Origin of the sequence: Weissella sp. MSCH1, from assembly GCF_045799135.1 — a bacterium.
Lineage (GTDB): Bacteria > Bacillota > Bacilli > Lactobacillales > Lactobacillaceae > Weissella.
The window spans coordinates 66,315-84,524 of record NZ_JBJMBA010000040.1; the positions used below are offsets into that span (position 1 = coordinate 66,315).

General features: G+C 46.8%; 14 protein-coding genes. 1 reads left to right on the plus strand and 13 read right to left on the minus strand.

Translation table 11 applies throughout. The features are described from left to right. Positions 1-183: 183 nt before the first annotated feature. The 11 genes from nusB to codA all read right to left on the minus strand — a co-directional run bounded on the left by nusB (position 184) and on the right by codA (position 13,353). The gene (nusB, locus tag ACJ28U_RS05975) at positions 184-606 is read right to left on the minus strand and encodes a transcription antitermination factor NusB (protein WP_407618675.1); all 423 of its coding nucleotides are present in this window, start codon (positions 604-606) and stop codon (positions 184-186) included. Next, the gene (locus tag ACJ28U_RS05980) at positions 606-1,043 is read right to left on the minus strand and encodes an Asp23/Gls24 family envelope stress response protein (protein ID WP_099088228.1); all 438 of its coding nucleotides are present in this window, start codon (positions 1,041-1,043) and stop codon (positions 606-608) included. Before ACJ28U_RS05980 ends, nusB begins: the two co-directional genes overlap by 1 nt. A 92-nt stretch (positions 1,044-1,135) precedes the next feature. Then, a complete protein-coding gene (gene efp, locus ACJ28U_RS05985; RefSeq protein ID WP_003608107.1) occupies positions 1,136-1,702 on the minus strand; it encodes an elongation factor P in 567 nt (188 codons plus the stop codon). Positions 1,703-2,392: 690 nt separating this feature from the next. Further along, positions 2,393-3,736: a glucose-6-phosphate isomerase gene (locus ACJ28U_RS05990; RefSeq protein ID WP_407618676.1), complete on the minus strand. Its 1,344-nt coding sequence runs from the start codon at positions 3,734-3,736 to the stop codon at positions 2,393-2,395. Between the two features lie 196 nt (positions 3,737-3,932). After that, positions 3,933-4,961, minus strand: a complete 1,029-nt coding sequence (locus tag ACJ28U_RS05995; RefSeq protein ID WP_407618677.1) for an aldose epimerase family protein — start codon at positions 4,959-4,961, stop codon at positions 3,933-3,935. Between the two features lie 140 nt (positions 4,962-5,101). Continuing rightward, complete coding sequence (locus ACJ28U_RS06000) at positions 5,102-6,007, minus strand: ROK family protein (RefSeq protein WP_164239346.1); 906 nt, start codon at positions 6,005-6,007, stop codon at positions 5,102-5,104. A gap of 111 nt (positions 6,008-6,118) precedes the next feature. Beyond that, positions 6,119-7,072 carry a GRP family sugar transporter gene (locus tag ACJ28U_RS06005; RefSeq protein ID WP_407618678.1) on the minus strand — a complete coding sequence of 318 codons (954 nt, stop codon included), beginning with the start codon at positions 7,070-7,072 and terminating at the stop codon, positions 6,119-6,121. 268 nt (positions 7,073-7,340) lie between these two features. Next, the gene (locus ACJ28U_RS06010) at positions 7,341-8,789 is read right to left on the minus strand and encodes a HAMP domain-containing sensor histidine kinase (protein WP_099088232.1); all 1,449 of its coding nucleotides are present in this window, start codon (positions 8,787-8,789) and stop codon (positions 7,341-7,343) included. Positions 8,790-8,900: 111 nt separating this feature from the next. Next, positions 8,901-9,653: a response regulator transcription factor gene (locus ACJ28U_RS06015; protein WP_010370148.1), complete on the minus strand. Its 753-nt coding sequence runs from the start codon at positions 9,651-9,653 to the stop codon at positions 8,901-8,903. Between the two features lie 367 nt (positions 9,654-10,020). Beyond that, complete coding sequence (locus ACJ28U_RS06020; protein ID WP_407618679.1) at positions 10,021-11,604, minus strand: ATP-dependent RecD-like DNA helicase; 1,584 nt, start codon at positions 11,602-11,604, stop codon at positions 10,021-10,023. 507 nt (positions 11,605-12,111) lie between these two features. Continuing rightward, positions 12,112-13,353: a cytosine deaminase gene (gene codA / locus ACJ28U_RS06025; RefSeq protein ID WP_063084205.1), complete on the minus strand. Its 1,242-nt coding sequence runs from the start codon at positions 13,351-13,353 to the stop codon at positions 12,112-12,114. A gap of 143 nt (positions 13,354-13,496) precedes the next feature. Between codA and ACJ28U_RS06030 the strand changes: the two genes are divergently transcribed. Continuing rightward, positions 13,497-14,546 (plus strand): oxidoreductase, encoded by a 1,050-nt coding sequence (locus ACJ28U_RS06030; protein WP_407618680.1) that lies wholly within the window; start codon positions 13,497-13,499, stop codon positions 14,544-14,546. Between the two features lie 44 nt (positions 14,547-14,590). On the opposite strand, the gene ACJ28U_RS06035 is transcribed toward ACJ28U_RS06030, so the two are convergent. Next, on the minus strand, positions 14,591-15,958 hold the full coding sequence (locus tag ACJ28U_RS06035; RefSeq protein WP_407618681.1) for a LysM peptidoglycan-binding domain-containing protein: 1,368 nt from the start codon (positions 15,956-15,958) through the stop codon (positions 14,591-14,593). Positions 15,959-16,036: 78 nt separating this feature from the next. Then, a complete protein-coding gene (locus tag ACJ28U_RS06040; protein ID WP_407618682.1) occupies positions 16,037-18,115 on the minus strand; it encodes a DNA topoisomerase in 2,079 nt (692 codons plus the stop codon). Positions 18,116-18,210 lie beyond the last annotated feature (95 nt).

An 18,210-nucleotide genomic window follows, 5' to 3' on the forward strand; every position in this document is an offset into this window, starting at 1 on the left:
GTTTGCTATGGTCCTTACCTCCGAAAAAACTTGAAATAAAGTAAAAGCGGGTCATCGCGACACACGATAACCCGCCATTCATCATCAATCAATAATGAGTGATTTACCCGACGAGTTTACTCGCCAAGGTGAACAACAGGTCCGCTGTTACTTTATTTCTTAACAGATATATACTATACAGCCTTACTCACCAGGAGTCAAGGCTTTGTTCAAAATTCCGTTAATGAACTTACGAGATGTATCATCTGTAAAGTCGTGGGCCAATTGCAAAGCCTCGTTAACGGCAATCTTAGCTGGCGTTTCATCATACTTTACTTCGTACATTGCAACACGCATTAATACGATGTCGGCCAAGTTCAAACGATCAATCGTCCAACCATCGGCTAAGTATTCTGAAATCGTCAAATCGAATTCATCTTGGTGATCAACGATACCGTTAACCATGTCTAACAAATCCGTTGGTAGTTCATCTTCCCAAGTAATTTCTGGATCACCATCTAATACTTGTTGGACAACTGCCTCGACTTGCGCATCTGGATTCATTGCCAATCCGAAAACAGATTGGAATGCGGCTTGTCGTAATTGGTGTCGGTTCAATGATGCCATTATGCTTCAGTCCCTTCCGTCTCCTCGTCATCGCCAAACAAGTTGTTTGGGTCAACGGTCAACGTTGGCTTTGTTGAAACAACACCTTGTACGTGTACGTTTACCAAGGTAACTTGCAATTCAGTCATTGCGGCTACTTGTGAAGTGACACGCTCTTGGATTGCGTGGGCAACCTTAGGCACGCTAACACCGTAGTTCAAGTAAACGTAAACATTTACTTCTAATCCTGCTTCGCCTTGCTTCAATTCAACGCCCTTACCGTGCATGCGACGACCAAAAGCTTCTTGAGCACGCTCAGACAATGAACCACGCAAGCGGGCAACACCTTCAACTTCTTGCGCTGCCAAGCCGGCGATAATCTCAAGCACGCGCGTGTTAACACGCGTCTCACCTGAAATGTCGCTTGGGTGCGCCAATACAATGGTTTCTTCTGCCATGGAACTATCCTCCTTCAAAATGAAAGCGCCGGCCGGCTGCCGGTCGGCGCTTTCAACAGTATGTTTATTATACCCGATTTTACTAATTAAAACTAGGCACGTGACGTGTATGATCCACCGTTATCAGTGTTAACAACCAACTTGTCACCTTCGTTGATGAAGTCAGGAACAGTGATAACCAATCCAGTCTCCATCGTTGCAGGCTTACCACCACCGTTAGCAGTAGCACCCTTGATACCTGGTTGCGTTTCCTTAACAGTCAACTCAACAGTCTTAGGCAATTCAACGTCCAAGATTTCACCCTCGTAAGTCGTGATCTTAACGTTCATGTTTTCCAACAAGAACTTCAAAGCATCTTGGATCTTGTCATCAGGGATTGAAACTTGTTCGTAAGTTTCGTTATCCATGAAGACGTGTTGGTCACCTTCAGCATACAAGTATTGCATTTCAGTCGTCTCGATGTTAGCCGTTTCGAACTTGTCACCAGGACGGAAAGTGATTTCGTTAACAGCACCCGTACGCAAGTTCTTCAACTTTGAACGCACAAAGGCTGCTCCCTTACCAGGCTTAACGTGTTGGAACTCCAACACACGCCAGATTGATTGGTTGTACTCGATCGTCAAACCAGTCTTCAAGTCATTCATACCAATAGTTGCCATGATTGAATTCTCCTAGATTTATGTCTTTCTGAATTATATTAGCAGAGTTTTTGTCTAAAAACTAGTATTGCGTGCTTTTTTATTCGGGAAATTAAGTGTGGTCCGTGTGTCCGCCCTGACGGTCGGAGTGCTTGGCCCCTTCTTTAGGCACGCTAACACGTCCAGACCATGACCTGCAGGGAGCGGCATCCACGCCCTTGGCGCGTATACCTTTACCTCCCGTGGCTCTAAGCGGTAACCCGCTAAGACCCCACACCTGCGGGTCAAGGTCCGCACGTGTCTCTACGCGTGGCGGGGCCAAGCACAGCAGCCAAACAATTTTATTACTGTTTGATTTTCATCCACCACTCCACTTCGAAATGAATAGTGCACCCATTTACTTTTTCCTAGATGTAATGCCACAACAGACTAGAACATCTCGATTGCCGACATGGGTCTGGGGGATTTCGGAGCGATTTTCTACGGGACAGAGAAGCCCGACCCGACCGCTGCCCGTCTATGTACCAAAGCCACAAGTTTCCAGTTTGGTACATGCGACCGACAAGGGAGCCACGGGCAGTGCTCGCGGTTGGGCGTGTGCCGTAGAAAATCTTTGTCGGAGAAATCCCCCAGGCCCATGTCTCGGCGCGCCAGCGACGACACGCATCATAAAAGAGCAGAAGACTGCTACAGTCCCCTGCTCTAAATTTCTTACAAACGGGCCTTCAATTCAGCCGTCAACTCTTCGTAGCCAGGCTTGCCCAACAAACCAAACATGTTGCGCTTGTATGCTTCAACACCTGGTTGGTCAAATGGGTTAATGCCGTTCAAGTAACCTGAAATGGCTACCGCAACTTCAAAGAAGTAAATCATTTGTCCCAAAGCGAATTCGTTTTGCTTATCAAGCTCAACAATCATGTTTGGTACGCCGCCGTCAACGTGAGCCAACAACGTTCCTTCTGAAGCTGTGCGATTCACATAACTCATGGTCTCGCCTTGCAAATAACCCAAACCATCATCAGCATCTGTTTCTGGAATCACAACGTCTGAAACTGGTTCAGTCACGCGCAACAACGTCTCAAACAAGTTGCGACGACCATCTTGGATGTATTGTCCAAATGAGTGCAAATCCGTTGAGAAGTTTCCGGTTGCTGGGAAGATGCCCTTGCCATCCTTACCTTCTGACTCACCTTGCAATTGCTTCCACCATTCACCAATTTGAACCAAAGTTGGATCATAGTTAATCAACAATTCTGTCGTATAACCCTTGCGGTACAAAATGTTACGGTAGGCCGCATATTGGTATGCTGGGTTCTTCGTCAAATCAGCATCGGCGTAAGCTGCTTCCCCGGCGGCGGCACCAGCCATCAATTGTTCGATATCACCACCAGCAGCAGCGATTGGCAACAAACCAACAGCCGTCAAAACTGAGAAGCGACCACCAACACCATCAGGCACAACAAATTCTTCGTAACCTTCTGCATCAGCCAACGTCTTCAAAGCCCCACGCTTAGCGTCAGTCGTAGCGTAAATGCGCTCACGAGCACCTTCAACACCATACTTTTCTTCCAACATTTGCTTAAAGACACGGAAGGCAATGGCTGGCTCAGTCGTTGTTCCTGACTTTGAAATCACATTAACTGAGAAGTCACGGTCCCCAATGACCTTAATCAAACTATTCAAGTAAGCTGGTGCAATTGAGTTTCCAGCGAACAAAACTTGTGGGAAGTCACGTTCATCATCCCCATAGTAGTTATTGAAGTAATCGTTCAAGAAATCAATGGCTGCACGTGCACCCAAGTATGATCCCCCGATTCCGATGACAACCAACACCTTAGAGTCAGATTGAATCTTCTTAGCTGCCGCCTGAATACGCGCAAATTCATCCTTGTCGTACTCAGTTGGCAAATGTAGCCAATCTGTATAAGCTGCGCCCGCCCCTGATCCATCGCGCAACATCTGGTCCGCAACCGTCACCATTGGTTGCATCATCCCTAATTCTTGTTCACCAACAAAATCGGCCAACTTTGATGTGTCAAACGTCAACGTCGTCATAAATTCTTACCTCGTTTTCCCCTAATTACTTTTGGTATAGACCAATTATAACACTTCCAAAAAAATCTTGAAAGCGATTTCGCTATCTAGATTTTTACGCTTGTTTTAAAAATTTTTAGGCCGTCTGCCTATCCGCACGACTCTCTCACCCCAGCAAAAAGCGGGCACTAGTCAAACCAATGCCCGCTTTTTCAGCTTACAAGTTCTTGAACGCGTATGTCGTCGTGTATGAACGCTTTTCACCGGCTGGCAAAACAATATCACCAAACTCTGGGTGGTGGATTGCATCAGACAATGTTTGTGCTTCCAACGCAACTGCATTGTATGGGTTCGCATCAAACCACTCACGGTCACCCTCGTGATCAGCAACAGCAGGATTCGTAATGAAGAAAATAACGGCATTACGATCCGTCGTCATTTCGATTGCACGACCTGACTTTTCATCTGTCAAAACAGCAGATGGTGTGCCCGCGTCGTAAACCAACTCAAAGGCATCGTCAAACTTAGCATCATATGCGCCATTCATCTTTGCGATTTGGTCACCAATCTTAGCACCTGCTTGGAAATCGAACGGCGTACCAGCCGTTTCCAACAACTTTCCCGTTGGAATTTGATCCGCGCGGAATTCCAAATGACGTGGTGATGCCAATTGCAAGTGCAACTCGCGGGCATCTGTGTCAATACCGGCTGGGTTGAAATATGCGTGTGACGTTGGGTTGTACAACGTATCTTCATCCGACTCAGCGGTGAACGTCAAACTTACCTCGTCATTATCATTGAACGTGTACGTCAATGATGTTGGCATCGTACCTGGGAAGTTATCAATTGATTCCGTCATTGTGGTCGTAAATGTCACTGAACCAGCAGCCTCGTCAACCGTAAAGTCCCAATTGCGGTTCGCAAAGTTGTCAGCACCACCGTGCAAGGCATTTGAACCTTCATTGGCCTTCAAATTGAACGTCTTGCCATTCAATTCAAATGATGCCCCATCGATACGACCGGCAACACGGCCAATTGCGTTACCCAAGAAGTATGGGTGGTCCCAATATCCTTGCGCATCCTTATAAGCCAAGACAAGTTCTTCGCCTGACTTCGTTTGGAAGAATTGCCATGAAGCGCCCCATGATACCAAGCCAAGCTTGTGACCATTGGCGTTTTCAATAACAATTTGCTTTGCGACTTCACCATTAGGCATTGTGCCTAGTTCATTTACTGTAATCGTCATTTTTATGTCCCCTTCATTGATCGGCTTACAGTCTCAAAAAATAAACTCTATCTCGATATTCATTTTACCATACTGACTGATTCCGCTTACATTTATTTTATATCAACGGCCTATACCAACTGTGTCAAAATTATGAATGATTATACTTCGTGATTTAGACGCAGTAGCAGATGGTACAAAGCGCCATACAAATTCGCATCGTTGCCAAAGCGCGCTGGTAAAATCTCCGGTGTCGTAAAGCCATCACGTACTTGCGGACGACGGGCGACCATCTCTTCGTAAGATTGACGAATTGTTTCAACCACAATCGGTTGCGCCGTAATCCCACCACCAATTACAAACCGTTCTACATCAATGACTGCCTGCATATTCAATAGCATTAAGACCAAATCATCGGTATAGCGTTTGAAAATATCCCAAGCCGGCCCTTCCCGCAAATTGATTAATTCAAAGACTGCGCGACCATCTTTTACATCAGGCAAGTCGTAAACCGTCGCAACCGTTTCAATCATTTGTACGGCTGAACCAATTTTTCCATATGAATCTGCATCAAAGCGTGTCTCACCCTTATGCATAAAACTCAATTCACCGGCTTGAAAATGAGCCCCTGTGTGTAAGGCGCCGTTCAAAATTAAGCCACCACCTACACCAGTGCCCAGTACAACAGCTGCACCATTATCAATACCCGTCAAATTGCCGAGCCACAATTCTGCGAGCGCGGCGGCCTTACCATCATTTTCAACGGCCACTGGGATATCGAGTTGTAGTTCATCAGCCAAATTAACTTGGTCTAAAAATGGTAAAGCACCCCCTGCGTAGATGGTCTCATCCCCATGATCCACCTTGCCGGGCGCACTAAACGCGACCCCACGAATTCGAAAACGGTACGTTTGCACAATTTGACGGACCGTCGCCACGAATTCAGATAGCGTTTCATTTGGTGTGGCCACGTCCCCCTTTTCGATTAACGTCCCCGCGCGATCTAAGAGACCATACTTAATCCGTGTGCCCCCAATATCAATTGCCAAATAGTCCTTAGCTTCCATAAGTTCCCCCTTTTGTACTTTCACACGCTAATCGTACCGAAAAAATACGTCAATTATGCGAAAAAACACCTGCAGAACTTGATGCTCTGCAGGTGTTTATCAGCATTAATTTTACAAAGTCTTCAACTTAGCAATCATAATGGCACCGATAACGACCAAAATCGCTCCGATAACAATAAAGACCATTTGACGCTTTGACTTCTTCTCACCCAATAGGTAGATGGCACCGAACGTACCAACGATGATACCCGTTTGTGACAACGTTGAAGCGGTTGCTTGACCGATGTTTGGGTTAGCCGTTGAGATAAACATGAAGACGTTACCCAAAGCCCAAACCAAACCAGTTACAATGTTCATCCAAGTACCCTTTTGGAACATCGTCTTACCTTCCTTCATGAAGAAGATAACAATGATGAAGGCACCCAACACTTGACCAATTGATTGTGGTCCCACAATCGCAGTCATGCAGTCCAAACCGTCATGACGGTTGTGAACTGAGTTTGAAATGTAACCAATCTTGTTCAACAAGTTAGGGAACACGAAGTACATCATGTAACCAATCGTTGAAATCAAAACAGCAACCAAGCCACCCTTGAAGTCGTGCTCAGGGTTAACTTCAGCTGGCGCCTTTGAGTCAGGCAAAGCCGTGAAGACGGCACCAACCACAACAGCAACGATGGCCAACAAACCAAACGTCCACATGCGACCAGTCGTCCACTCGCCCAAGACAGCCGCAGCCATCAAAGCGTTTGAAACAATTTGGCCGGCCGTTGAAAGTGGGTTACCAACTGACACACCCAACTTCTTGAAACCAACGAATTGTCCAGCCGTACCAACAGCCCAGAACAATCCTGACACGAATCCAACGATCCAGATACGTGGGTTAAAAGCAAAGTCAGCACCAGCTTGTGGGACAACGAATAGTCCCAACGTCAACATTCCGAATACGAATGCACCAAACGTCATTCCCAACGTTCCTTGCGCGGCCGTTCCACCCATCTTAGTCGTAACTAGACCAGTAGAACCCCATGCCAACGCTGGAATAAGAGCAATTAAAATTGACATATTTAAATTTCCTTCACAATCAAAATATTTTTTGTTCACTTATCAACGAGATTTATCATAACATGATGAAAGCGTTTGCACAACACTTTTCGCTAACTTTTTTAAAACGTTTTCGCAAAGTCCTTGAAAACGCTATCATGTAGGCGTTTAACGGGTTCGCGCCTGATAGATCACGTGCTATTTTCACAAACAATTCTTAACAATTGTAAGTCAATTAAAATTGAATACAACAAAAAGGACCGAAAAATCGGTCCTTTTTCTACATAATTTAATCTGTCTTTTTTTGTGCATCCGGAATCACCACGTGGAAGGTCGTCCCCACATTTGGTTCCGAAGTAACTGAGATTTGGCCATCGTGGACTTCAATCAATTGACGAATAATCGCCATCCCCAAGCCAGACTCACCCTTCTTAGTACGTGATGGGTCCGCTTTGTAATAGCGCTCCCAGATTTTATCAACCTGTTCAGTCGTCATACCAATACCTGTGTCTGCGATCTTGTAGTGCGCCTCACCAGGTTCACGCCAGGCGTCAATCGTAATCACACCATTCTCCGTAAACTGAATGGCGTTGTTCACGATATTAAAGATGATTTGAATAAAGCGATCTTGATCAGCGAAGACTGGCACTGGTGAGTCAGCATTCAACTTAAACTCATCGCCCGCCACATCAGCTTTACCAGACAATTGGTTCAACAAGTTTGAAATCACTGGTACTGAGTCGAATTCCTTCTTCTTCAAGACAACCTTATTTTGACGCAAACGTTCGTAGTCCAAATTATCCTTAACCAGACGTGTCAAACGATCTGCTTCAGACTTAATCAAGTCGTACGAGTGCATCTTTTCATCTTCCGGAATGACACCATACTGCAATCCTTCGACGATTCCTGAAATCGTGGTCAACGGCGTGCGCATTTCGTGCGAGGCATTAGCCATGAATTCTTTACGGCGCTCTTCCTGCTCTTCGATTTCACGCTCTTGGGCAGCTAGCGACGCCGTCATCACGTTAACGTCTTCAGCCAACGCGCCAATTTCGTCATGGCGATGCATCTCAACTTGGGCGGTGTAATCACCACCCGCAACCCGGCGCGTGACCAACTGTATCAAGCGCAACCGGTTAACAATCAGCTGTGACAAAATGAAACTCAGCATGACGGCGACGACGACGGATACCAAGAAGGCAATCAACAAGTTCTTGCGTAACATGTCCAAGTTATCCGCCACGGTCGATACATTCGCTCGGGTCACAACGACTGCGATTAACTTATTCTTATTATCAAAGAACGGTTTCATCACATCCATTGTATTAGCCGCTGAGTTATCCGCCGGATTAGCTTGCTTTGCACCACGCTTCTGGATAATTTTGTGCTGCTTGAGTTGGGCCCACTCAGCGTTTGTTACATTGGCGGTTTCCTTCACTTGCGTTTCTGGATACACCAATTTCCGGTCAGCATTATAGAGCGTAAAGTTAATATTCTGTTGTTCAAGCAATGAAGCATCGGTCTCCAACCCCTTCGTGTCGAAGTACGCAAATGATCCATCATCAGCTTTAAAACGCATCGCTTCTTCGGCGACCGCTACAGCGTATCGATTCAATTGATGATAAGTATTATCTTCAATCATTTTTGTCGTAAATTGTGTAAACAAAATCCCGACAATTACCAAAGTTGCCATAATAACGGTGAAGAAGGCCAGCATTTGCTGGTACATCATTTTCATTTGTTATTACCAAAAAACCACGTCAAAAGCGACGTGGTTATCTTTCGTTGACTCTCTTTTTTATTTCGTAAGCACCACTGCCACTAGTATAACTGTCTTAGTGCGCACTTACTAGGCCTTTGCTGAAGCTTCTGATTCTTCATCTGACGTCACATTAGAATCGTCAAACTTGTAACCAACACCCCAAACCGTTTGGATGACTTGAGGGCCAACCTTTTCGATCTTTTGGCGCAACTTCTTAACGTGCGCATCAACCGTACGCTCGTCACCAAAGTACTCGTAGTCCCAAACCAATTGCAGCAATTGTTCACGTGAGAACACTTGACGTTGCTTCTTAGCCAAGACACGCAACAAATCAAATTCCTTTGGCGTCAAATCTTGAATCAAATTACCATTCAAGTAAGCTTCACGCGTGTTTGAGTTCAACTTGAACGTACGTGTTTGTACATCGAAATCTTCGTGCACTTGTGGTTCTGAAGAAGCTGGTTGACCAGCCGTTTCTGAACGACGGTGCAATGCCTTGATACGTGCAATCAACGTGATTGGGCTAAATGGCTTCGTGACATAATCGTCCGCACCCATTTCCAAACCAAGCACTTGATCAGATTCTGAGTCACGTGCCGTCAACATGATGATAGGCACATGCTTTGAGACTTCACGAATCTTAACTGCTACTTGCATACCATCCAAACCAGGCAAGTTCAAGTCCAAGATAACCATATCCCAGGCATCTGGCTCTTCGTTAAACATGGCAACGGCATCGTTACCATCGTATGCATATGATGCATCCCAGTTTTCCTTCTTAAAGAACATGCCCATCATTTCTGAAACGGACGTGTTATCCTCGACCATCAAAAGTTTCATATTCTTATTCCCCGTCTTTAATGAATTCTTGAATTTAAAATTCTTTTATTTGTACATCTACCACAATAACAAACGATGTCTGATATTTGGGCCTTTTTCACAGAACGTCTACAAAATCTCGCGTCTGTTCAAACAAAGTTCACACTTTCATAATGCAACAGACGCACCGGGCGGAAAATATCACCAAATTTATAGCATTTCCCTTATATGGAATATTATACAACGTAAATACAGATTTGTTGCAATTAACAAAAAATAAGTTCCCTTTCGCTTAGGTTCTCCTATTTTCCGGATATACATTCTGTATGACAAGAGGAAAATCCGTGTTTTTTATGGCGAACACGGATTTCTAATGAATGTTATGGCCTTACTGTGACGCAATCAACCCTTGCACCCGTCGCATAGCAGCTCGATCATGTGTCACTTTGTTGGCTAATGTTTGCTTTAATTCCGCCGGAAACGCGACAATCGCTAAATGCGACGCCGCCCGGGTCACTGCCGAATACATTAAATTGGTCGTAATGAACTTTGAAATCATCGGCAAGACAACCAACACATTATCCAACGTAAATCCTTGGATTTTATGAATTGTGGTCGCGTACCCTAAGTCCAAATTCTCGCGGACACTCACCAACTTAGGACCATAAGAAAATGGATTAAAGCCGGTCTGACTACTTTCATTCAAATCAACTAAAATCGGATCCGGCGTATCAACAGTTTGCACCAACACCATATCGTAATCCGGCATCACATCAACCACGGTGATACGGTCACCGCCACGCATCCGGACCTTCTCGTGTGCACCACTCGCTTGGTTCGTCACGTAAACCGTCTGCATCACTTGAACACGGTCGCCTGGATATAACGTTAAATCATCACGTACCCATAGTGGCACTTCAGTCCGCAAGACAGCTGTATCCAGTAACGCATTCTGCACAGCCGCATTAATGAGCTTGCGGAGTTCGTTAGTTGGTACGAGCGCCACCGTTTCCTTATCGGGTTCAGCAATTAAGGCCCGTTTGATTGTTTCAACCACAAATAACAGTGCCGTTTCTGACATTGGCACAAAGGTATAAGGCCGTGTCAGGAAAACATCCGGCAACACTTCGGCTGGCATTAATTCAGTTGGTGCTTCTATCTGGGCCACATCGCCATCTAACACAGCATTCGCAACCGTTGCAATAATTGGCGAATTAGCCCGCTTAATTTGTTGTAAGGTTGGCGTCTGGTTTGCTAAGTTCGCCAGCACCAACGCGTTCAAAAACGGCACTGGGTCATTCTCGACTGATGGTAGCTGGTGTGGATCACCAACAAGCAGAATTTGCGCTCCAGTTGCTAAGCCGTAGAGAATCGTGTCGATTAACGCCCGCACATTTGCAGCAAATGCCTCATCAACAATCATGAGGTCATACGTTGGATACCGACTGGCCTTCTCAGCATCTTCAAAAAAATGCCCTGTCCGCGCAATTTCCGTCATCGCATCGTGATTGCGGTATGTGAAACTCGTCGCCGTCGCAATGGTGACGTGGTCAACTGGCTTCAGTAGGTAATCCGGTTCATGTTCGTCAAGTAAATCACCAATAGCACGCTCGACAAGACCACGGGCATTCGTCGCTGCAGCGTGGGTTGGTGTTATCAACAACGTGTTCACATCTTGTTGTTGGGCCAATCGAATTAGGCGCGCCATCATATATGACTTACCAGAACCAGCCCGCCCTGTCACAATTTGAATTGGTGATGGCGTCGTTTGCATATTCTGCCAAACAGCGGTTTGCCCAGCCGTCAACGTCTCATCCGCTAGCATCCCGGCTGTCAGTGCGGTCATGACATCAGACACTGGGTGTGGTTGCTGCAACATTTCAACCAAGGCTAACAGCCATTGATCATATTCTTGCCGTTGCTGCGCTTCTGGCGGGAGTTTATCGAAGATTTCACGGGCAAACGCCTTCATTTCTGATTACGGTGTTGACGCCATGAGTTTTGCAAAACTTGTTTTACGGTAAATTTGTTCTGGCAATTTATGGCGCCAGAAATACATTTCTGTATCGTCCTCTGAAAATCGTGTCATCTGCACGTGCCTCCCTTCGCTTACTTTCTTACAGCATTATACGACTGTTTTTGGTGGGGTGGTCTTTATTAGAGTTAGTTAGTTATGTGTGTTGTATTGTGTTGTGTCGTCGCGTTGCGACGAGGCATGGAGTTTGGTTGGGGCGTGACGTAGCGATTCGCCTGGGTGAACTCACAAGTTCGGCCGACCGCCGGTTAGATAAGGAAATGGGAGCCAAACCCTTAGCACAATTATTTGGGAGCTAGCCGGTGCTCGCGCCGGCGGAGTTTACCCAGGCGAATCTTTGGCGAAGTCACGCCCCAACCACCATGCCTCGTGCGAAAGCACGACACACTCACGCCAACTTAAAAACGAGGTCTAACCCGAAATGGTCAAACCTCGTTCTACTATTTATTCTGGTAATGTAACCGTCACTTCAGCTGGCTTGGTTTCGACCAAGACATTTCCGTTGTGAACGGAATACAATAGCTCAGCACGTTCGTTCAAAGCGTCGTACCAGTTCTTGGCGTTGAAAATCAAGAAGTTCGCTGGCTTGCCAACTTCAATGCCATAACTGTCTTGCACCTGCATCGTACGCGCACCATTCTTGGTAATAAAGCGGTATGAATTCATGATTTCTGTGTAACCCATAATCTGCGTTGCATGCAGCCCCATGTGCAAAACATCCATCATGTTACCGTTACCCATTGGGTACCAAGGATCCTTAATGTCATCTTCGCCAAAGGCCACGTTAATACCCTCAGCGTCCAATTCCTTCACACGCGTCAAACCGCGGCGCTTTGGATATGTATCAAAACGTCCACCTAGGTACATGTTGATCAGTGGATTTGAGACAAAATTGATATCGGCCATCTTCAACAAACGCATCAACTTATAAACATAGGCATCATTATATGACCCCATCGCTGTGGTGTGAGAAGCCGTCACTTTTTCCTTGAGGCCCGTTTCAAGTGCCAACGTCGCCATCGTTTCCAAACCACGTGAAGCCGGGTCGTCGATTTCATCCGTGTGGGCATCAACCAACAAGCCATACTTTTGGGCCACTTCAAAGGCAAAATGCAATGATTCAACCGAGTATTCACGGGTGAATTCAAAGTGCGGAATCGCCCCGATTGCATCAACCCCCATTTCAGCGGCCTTAATCATCAATTCTTTACCACCTGGGAACGACAAAATGCCTTCTTGTGGAAATGCCACCAGTTGCAATGTCATCCATGGCTTTACTTCTTCACGAACTTCCAACAACGCCTTTAAGGCAGTTAGATTAGGATCCGTCACGTCGACGTGTGATCGCACGAATTGCAAACCATGAGCAGCTTGGATTCGCAACGCTTGGATGGCCCGTTGCTTCACATCTTCATGTGACAACGTTTCCTTGCGGTCTGACCAGATGCGAATCCCGTCGAACAAGGTCCCTGTTTCATTCCATTCTGGGTCACCGGCCGTCATGGTTGAGTCCAAGTGGACATGGGGGTCCACAAATGGCGGCACCATCAACTTACCGGCTGCGTCAATCACTTGCTCATCGGCCACTGCTTCTAAATGATTAGCAATAGCAACAAACTTGCCATCAACCACGCGGACATCTTGGGCTTGGTCCGCATTTTCAATAAATACTTGCTTAATGAGCATTTTTCTTCCCCAATTAATTCATGTTGTTAACTTTCAGTAGAGTATACCATATCGGACACCTGCCTCGACAGTCATTTCACAAATGATTCCTTGCATTCACCTAGCAGTTCGGACACAATATGGGGTAAAGGGGGAAATATCTTATGTTAAATATTGCTTACGTTGGTTTTGGTAAGAGTACCAACCGTTATCACATTCCCTACCTGATGCAACGGCAAGACAAGTTCCGAATTACTCGGATTGTGACGCCAACACTTGGCAAGCGCCCTACCGAACAAATGGCGCTTGAAGCAACAGGTACTATTTTCTCAACTGATTTAAACGACATCCTTACTGACGACACCATCGATTTGGTCGTGGTTGTAACACCCGCTCCGGCACACTATATCACCGCGCGACAATTGCTTTTGGCCGGTAAAAATGTGATTGTCGACAAGCCGATGGTTGAAACCTTGACCCAGGCGCAAGAACTAGTTGATATCGCCCGCGAACGCAACTTATTCTTCATGCCTTTCCAAAATCGACGCTTCGACAGTGACTTTTTAACGTTGCAACACGTCTTAGATGCCGGCTATGTGGGCCGACCAGTCGAATTGGAAGTGCATATGGATCACTACCGGCCTAATAGCGCGACAACCGCTGGCGGTCCCATCGACGGGGCTTGGTACGGTCACGGTGTCCACTTGGTTGACCAAATGATTGCCTTGTTTGGTAAGCCAACGAGTGTAACCTATGACTTGCGAGCAACTCGCGAACTCGGCGCTAAAATCGATGACCAATTCGAAGTGAATCTCCACTACCCAGATGCCTTCAAGGCCACTGTCCAAGCAACTGAACTTGCGACGGTTGCTTACCCTAAGTGGGTGCTGCATGGTACCACTGGAACGTACATTAAGTACAACATCGATCAGCAAGAATACGACTTGAAGGTTGGCATCATGCCAGGTATGCCAGGTTTCGGGGATGATGCGCCCCAAGATTATGGCCAATTAACCTACTTCAACACAAGTGGTGATCGCATTGAAAAGGTCATCCCCACCGTTCACGGTGACTACGGCCGCATTTACGACGCCGCCTACGACAGTATCGTAAATGACGCACCAAAGTTGATTTCTGACAGCCAAATGCTAGCTGTTATTGAAATTTTGCAGGCAGGGTTCAACGAACCAGCACCACATATTGTCCAATTCTAACGGCAAAAAAGCACTCCGCAACATAATGCGAAGTGCTTTTATTTTTAATACCAGTTATTTTGTGCGCGGAAATTAATCGCATTGTCGATTGAACCGTAACGATCGTTGATGTAGTTCAACATCCCCGTCGTTTGGGTTTCAACTGAACCGGTACCCCAAGCATTCTTGGTTTGTCCAAGACCTAAGTAGCCGTTTGGTGAAACCGCATCTGGGTTACCACCTGATTCAGGCAAAACGATATTGTTCCAAAGCGCATCAGTTCCACCAGCTGCGATAAATTGATCGTAAACTGATTGCGTTGCGGCTGTTGTATCAGCTGTTGCTGTTTGAACAGGTGCTACTGCCGTAGTGTCAGTATCCGCTGACGTCGTATCTGAAGTTGCAACGGGTGTCGTATCGACTGCTGCTGATGCGTTAACACTCGTCAATTGTGCAACAGCATCTGAAACGGCTGCTTGTTGGACAGGCGTTGCACTTGCCAAAGTCGTCTCAGTTGCAGCCGTTGATGTCACATCTGAACTAGCCACAGCAGTCGTCGTGTCATCAGTAGCTACGGCACTATCAACCGTCGTATCGTTTGTGTCGGCTGAAGAGGCCGCAGTCGCAACTGATGAGGCAGCACTAGCTGTTGACTCTTCCGTTGCAGCAGAGCTAGCCACAACAACTGGCGTTACTGACGCCCCAGCTGCTGGCACAACTAGCACTTGGCCAATTGACAACATCGCCAAATCCAACGTTGGATTAGCAGCCGTCAAAGCAGCCACGGTCACACCATTGGCCGCTGCAATGCTTGAAAGCGTATCACCATCGACCACCGTATAAGTACCCGTTGTCGCCGTTGACTTAGGTGCTGTTGATGTCATTTGCTCCAACGCTGCCGATTCGGCAGGCGTTACTGGTGCTGCTGATACACTTGCAGTGCGCTTTTCAGACGCTGATGACGCCGCAACTGATGCCAAAACATCGGATGCTGAACTAGCAGCTACCGTTTGTTCAGTCGTTGCCGACTTAGCAGCCTTAGTTGACGTTGCTGATTCTGACGTTGCTTCTGATGAAGCGGCCACGGTCACTACTGGTGCTGATTCATCAGAACTAAAGGCCACTTGCATCTCTGCTGCAGGCGTCGTTGTCTTTGATGCTGCAGCATGCTTAGCTGGCGTCGTTCGTTGTGGCATCGCTGCCCCAGCGCGCTTCACAATCTTTCGAGCCACATCTGACGTCGTAGTCACACCACGTGCTTCTGTTGACTTCTTGCTTTGTAGCAAACTAGACAAAACGGGAATTTTTGTCTCAGCGGTAATATCACTTTGCTTCTTAACGGCGTGCTTAATAGCATCCATGTGTGCGACCCCACTCACACCCATAGCACCTGCGACTGCTGCAATCACACCTGCTTTTGTCTTTTTATTCATATATACCTTTTCCTAACCTACAAAATACACTCTCTTACTTACATCAAGTATATGACGAATATCATTTTTAGTGAAGTACTATTTCCGAGGTTTGGGATTCAATTTAAAGCCATAAAAGGTACTGCCCTTGTATGTTTGCTTGGCCAACTTCCCTACCGCCGTGTAATCTTTGCCACGTTTTGATTTAGCCGCAAAACTAACTTCTTCGCCAGCCAACAATTTCGCGAGCTCGTCATCTGTAAATTTATGCCCGCTCCATTCTTTAGCAAACGTGATTTCTTCACCATTGAAGGTGCCCGTTGTTTTCTCGCTAACCTTGCGCACGGGCTTGGGTTTTGGTGCCCCCAATGTTGCTTGCAATGCCTCGGCATTCGCCACCATAATCGGCATATCGTGATCAACCACCTGAGTCACTGATTCCAGCAGCTTGTCCATTGTCATTTTAAATTCGCCCACTTCGTCCATCATTTCAAACAGACGCTTGGTAATCTTTGGCGACGCAATCCAAGTCCCCTTCACCATGACTGCTGACACATTACCGGTTTCCGTTAGCGTCAACTTACCGCGAGACTCACGCAACATCGCTTTTTGACCCTTACCCATGTCGGATAGTGTCGACACACGTGTTGCACCGGTACCAACATTATGCTTTTCCAAGTACGCCATAATCCACTTCGTCGTGGGTTGCTGTGGCTTCTTGTTCGCACCTTCATGAATGTACGGATCCGCCATCGGTCCCAAGACACCCGCATTTTCATCCTCATCGTCATCATCAACACGCGTGGCGGCGAATGAATCATAAACCAACTTAAAGTTCAGTTGAATTGGCACATTGAAAGCCGTTTTAAAGCTTGGATAATCAGCCAAATCGGCTGTCACGTGGTCGTACACGTAATCTTCCGCCAACATCGCCAAGTAGTTTTTCGCCAAGACTTCATAAATCGCCATCGCACTGTCGCCGTACTTTTTCAGACTTTGCACATCAGCCGGCACATTCACACCCGGCCGGTTCGCCCCGTGGGATCCTTGTGGCTTCACGTGCGTTGACCGCGGTTGCCGGTGTGTCAACAAACTCGTATCAACCCCTACCAACTTGGCAATCCGGTCAACCAATGGTAACAGTTCATTAAATTGCTCCGGGGTAACCGTCTTGTCTTCAGTACGAGGGTATGACACCACTTGTGCTTCATACATTTTTTGATAAGTGGCCAACACTTCCTTTGACGCATACCCGCGCGGTGCCAACACAGCGGCCAATCCTGCCAAGTCTAGCAAACGCCCTGGTGCTTGGGTTCGGGTTTGGTGCTTTTCGTGTGCCACCGCACTGCTGTGATACTGGGCCATATCTTGTTCGGCCGCGGCCTTGTTCGGAAATCGCCATGGTATCACGTCGCCATCTTTTGTCACGCGACCAAACACGTGACCGGCTGGGTCCTTGAACTTCACCTCATAAAAAGGCGTTCGAACATAGTTTTTAATTGCTTCCAGTTGTTCATAGATTTTCCAAACGATGACCGACTTCAACCGGCCTTCGCGGGCGACGACCTTATAGCCCGCCTTCTTGGCGGACGTCGTCGCGATGCGCGTTAATTGCATTGACATAAAGTCCCAACGGTTACGACTTTCACCTTTCAAGTAAGCACCGTGCTGCCACTTATCTGTCACATCCGTTAATTGCCGCATCGCCGCCTTAATACTCTTAGGTGATTCATCCATAAAATTGGCACGCAAGACTTGGCCGCGCCACCCAATGGCATCGATTGCTTCCCACGCCAATAAATCACCTTCACCAGATGGATCCGTGTCGGTTGCAATAACCAAGGCGTCATACCCCTTCTTCGACTCAGCCTTGATTTCATCCACAATCTTCTTCGTGGATTCCGACTTACCCGTTCGCAAGTTGCGATTCCGAATGTACGTCCGCTGCCACTTGAAATCGCTAATCTGCCAAGGCATGTACTTGAGCGTCCACGACTTGTAGGCCTTTTGCAACTCAGCTGGCACCATTTCTTCCGGTTCTTTCAACGTCATGACGTGGCCACGGAGGTTGGTAATGTTGAAGTTATTGCCTTCAAACTGGCCGACCTTCCCGCCAAGTGCTTTGACGAAATTTTGGGCAGCAGATGGTTTCTCAGTAATAATTAAATAGTTCGCCATAAGTCCCTCGCTTAATTGTCATCCCGTATTTTCGCTAAAACTCTATTATAGACGAAAAAAGGCAACCCGCTGATTTGTAAGCAGGTTGCCTTAAT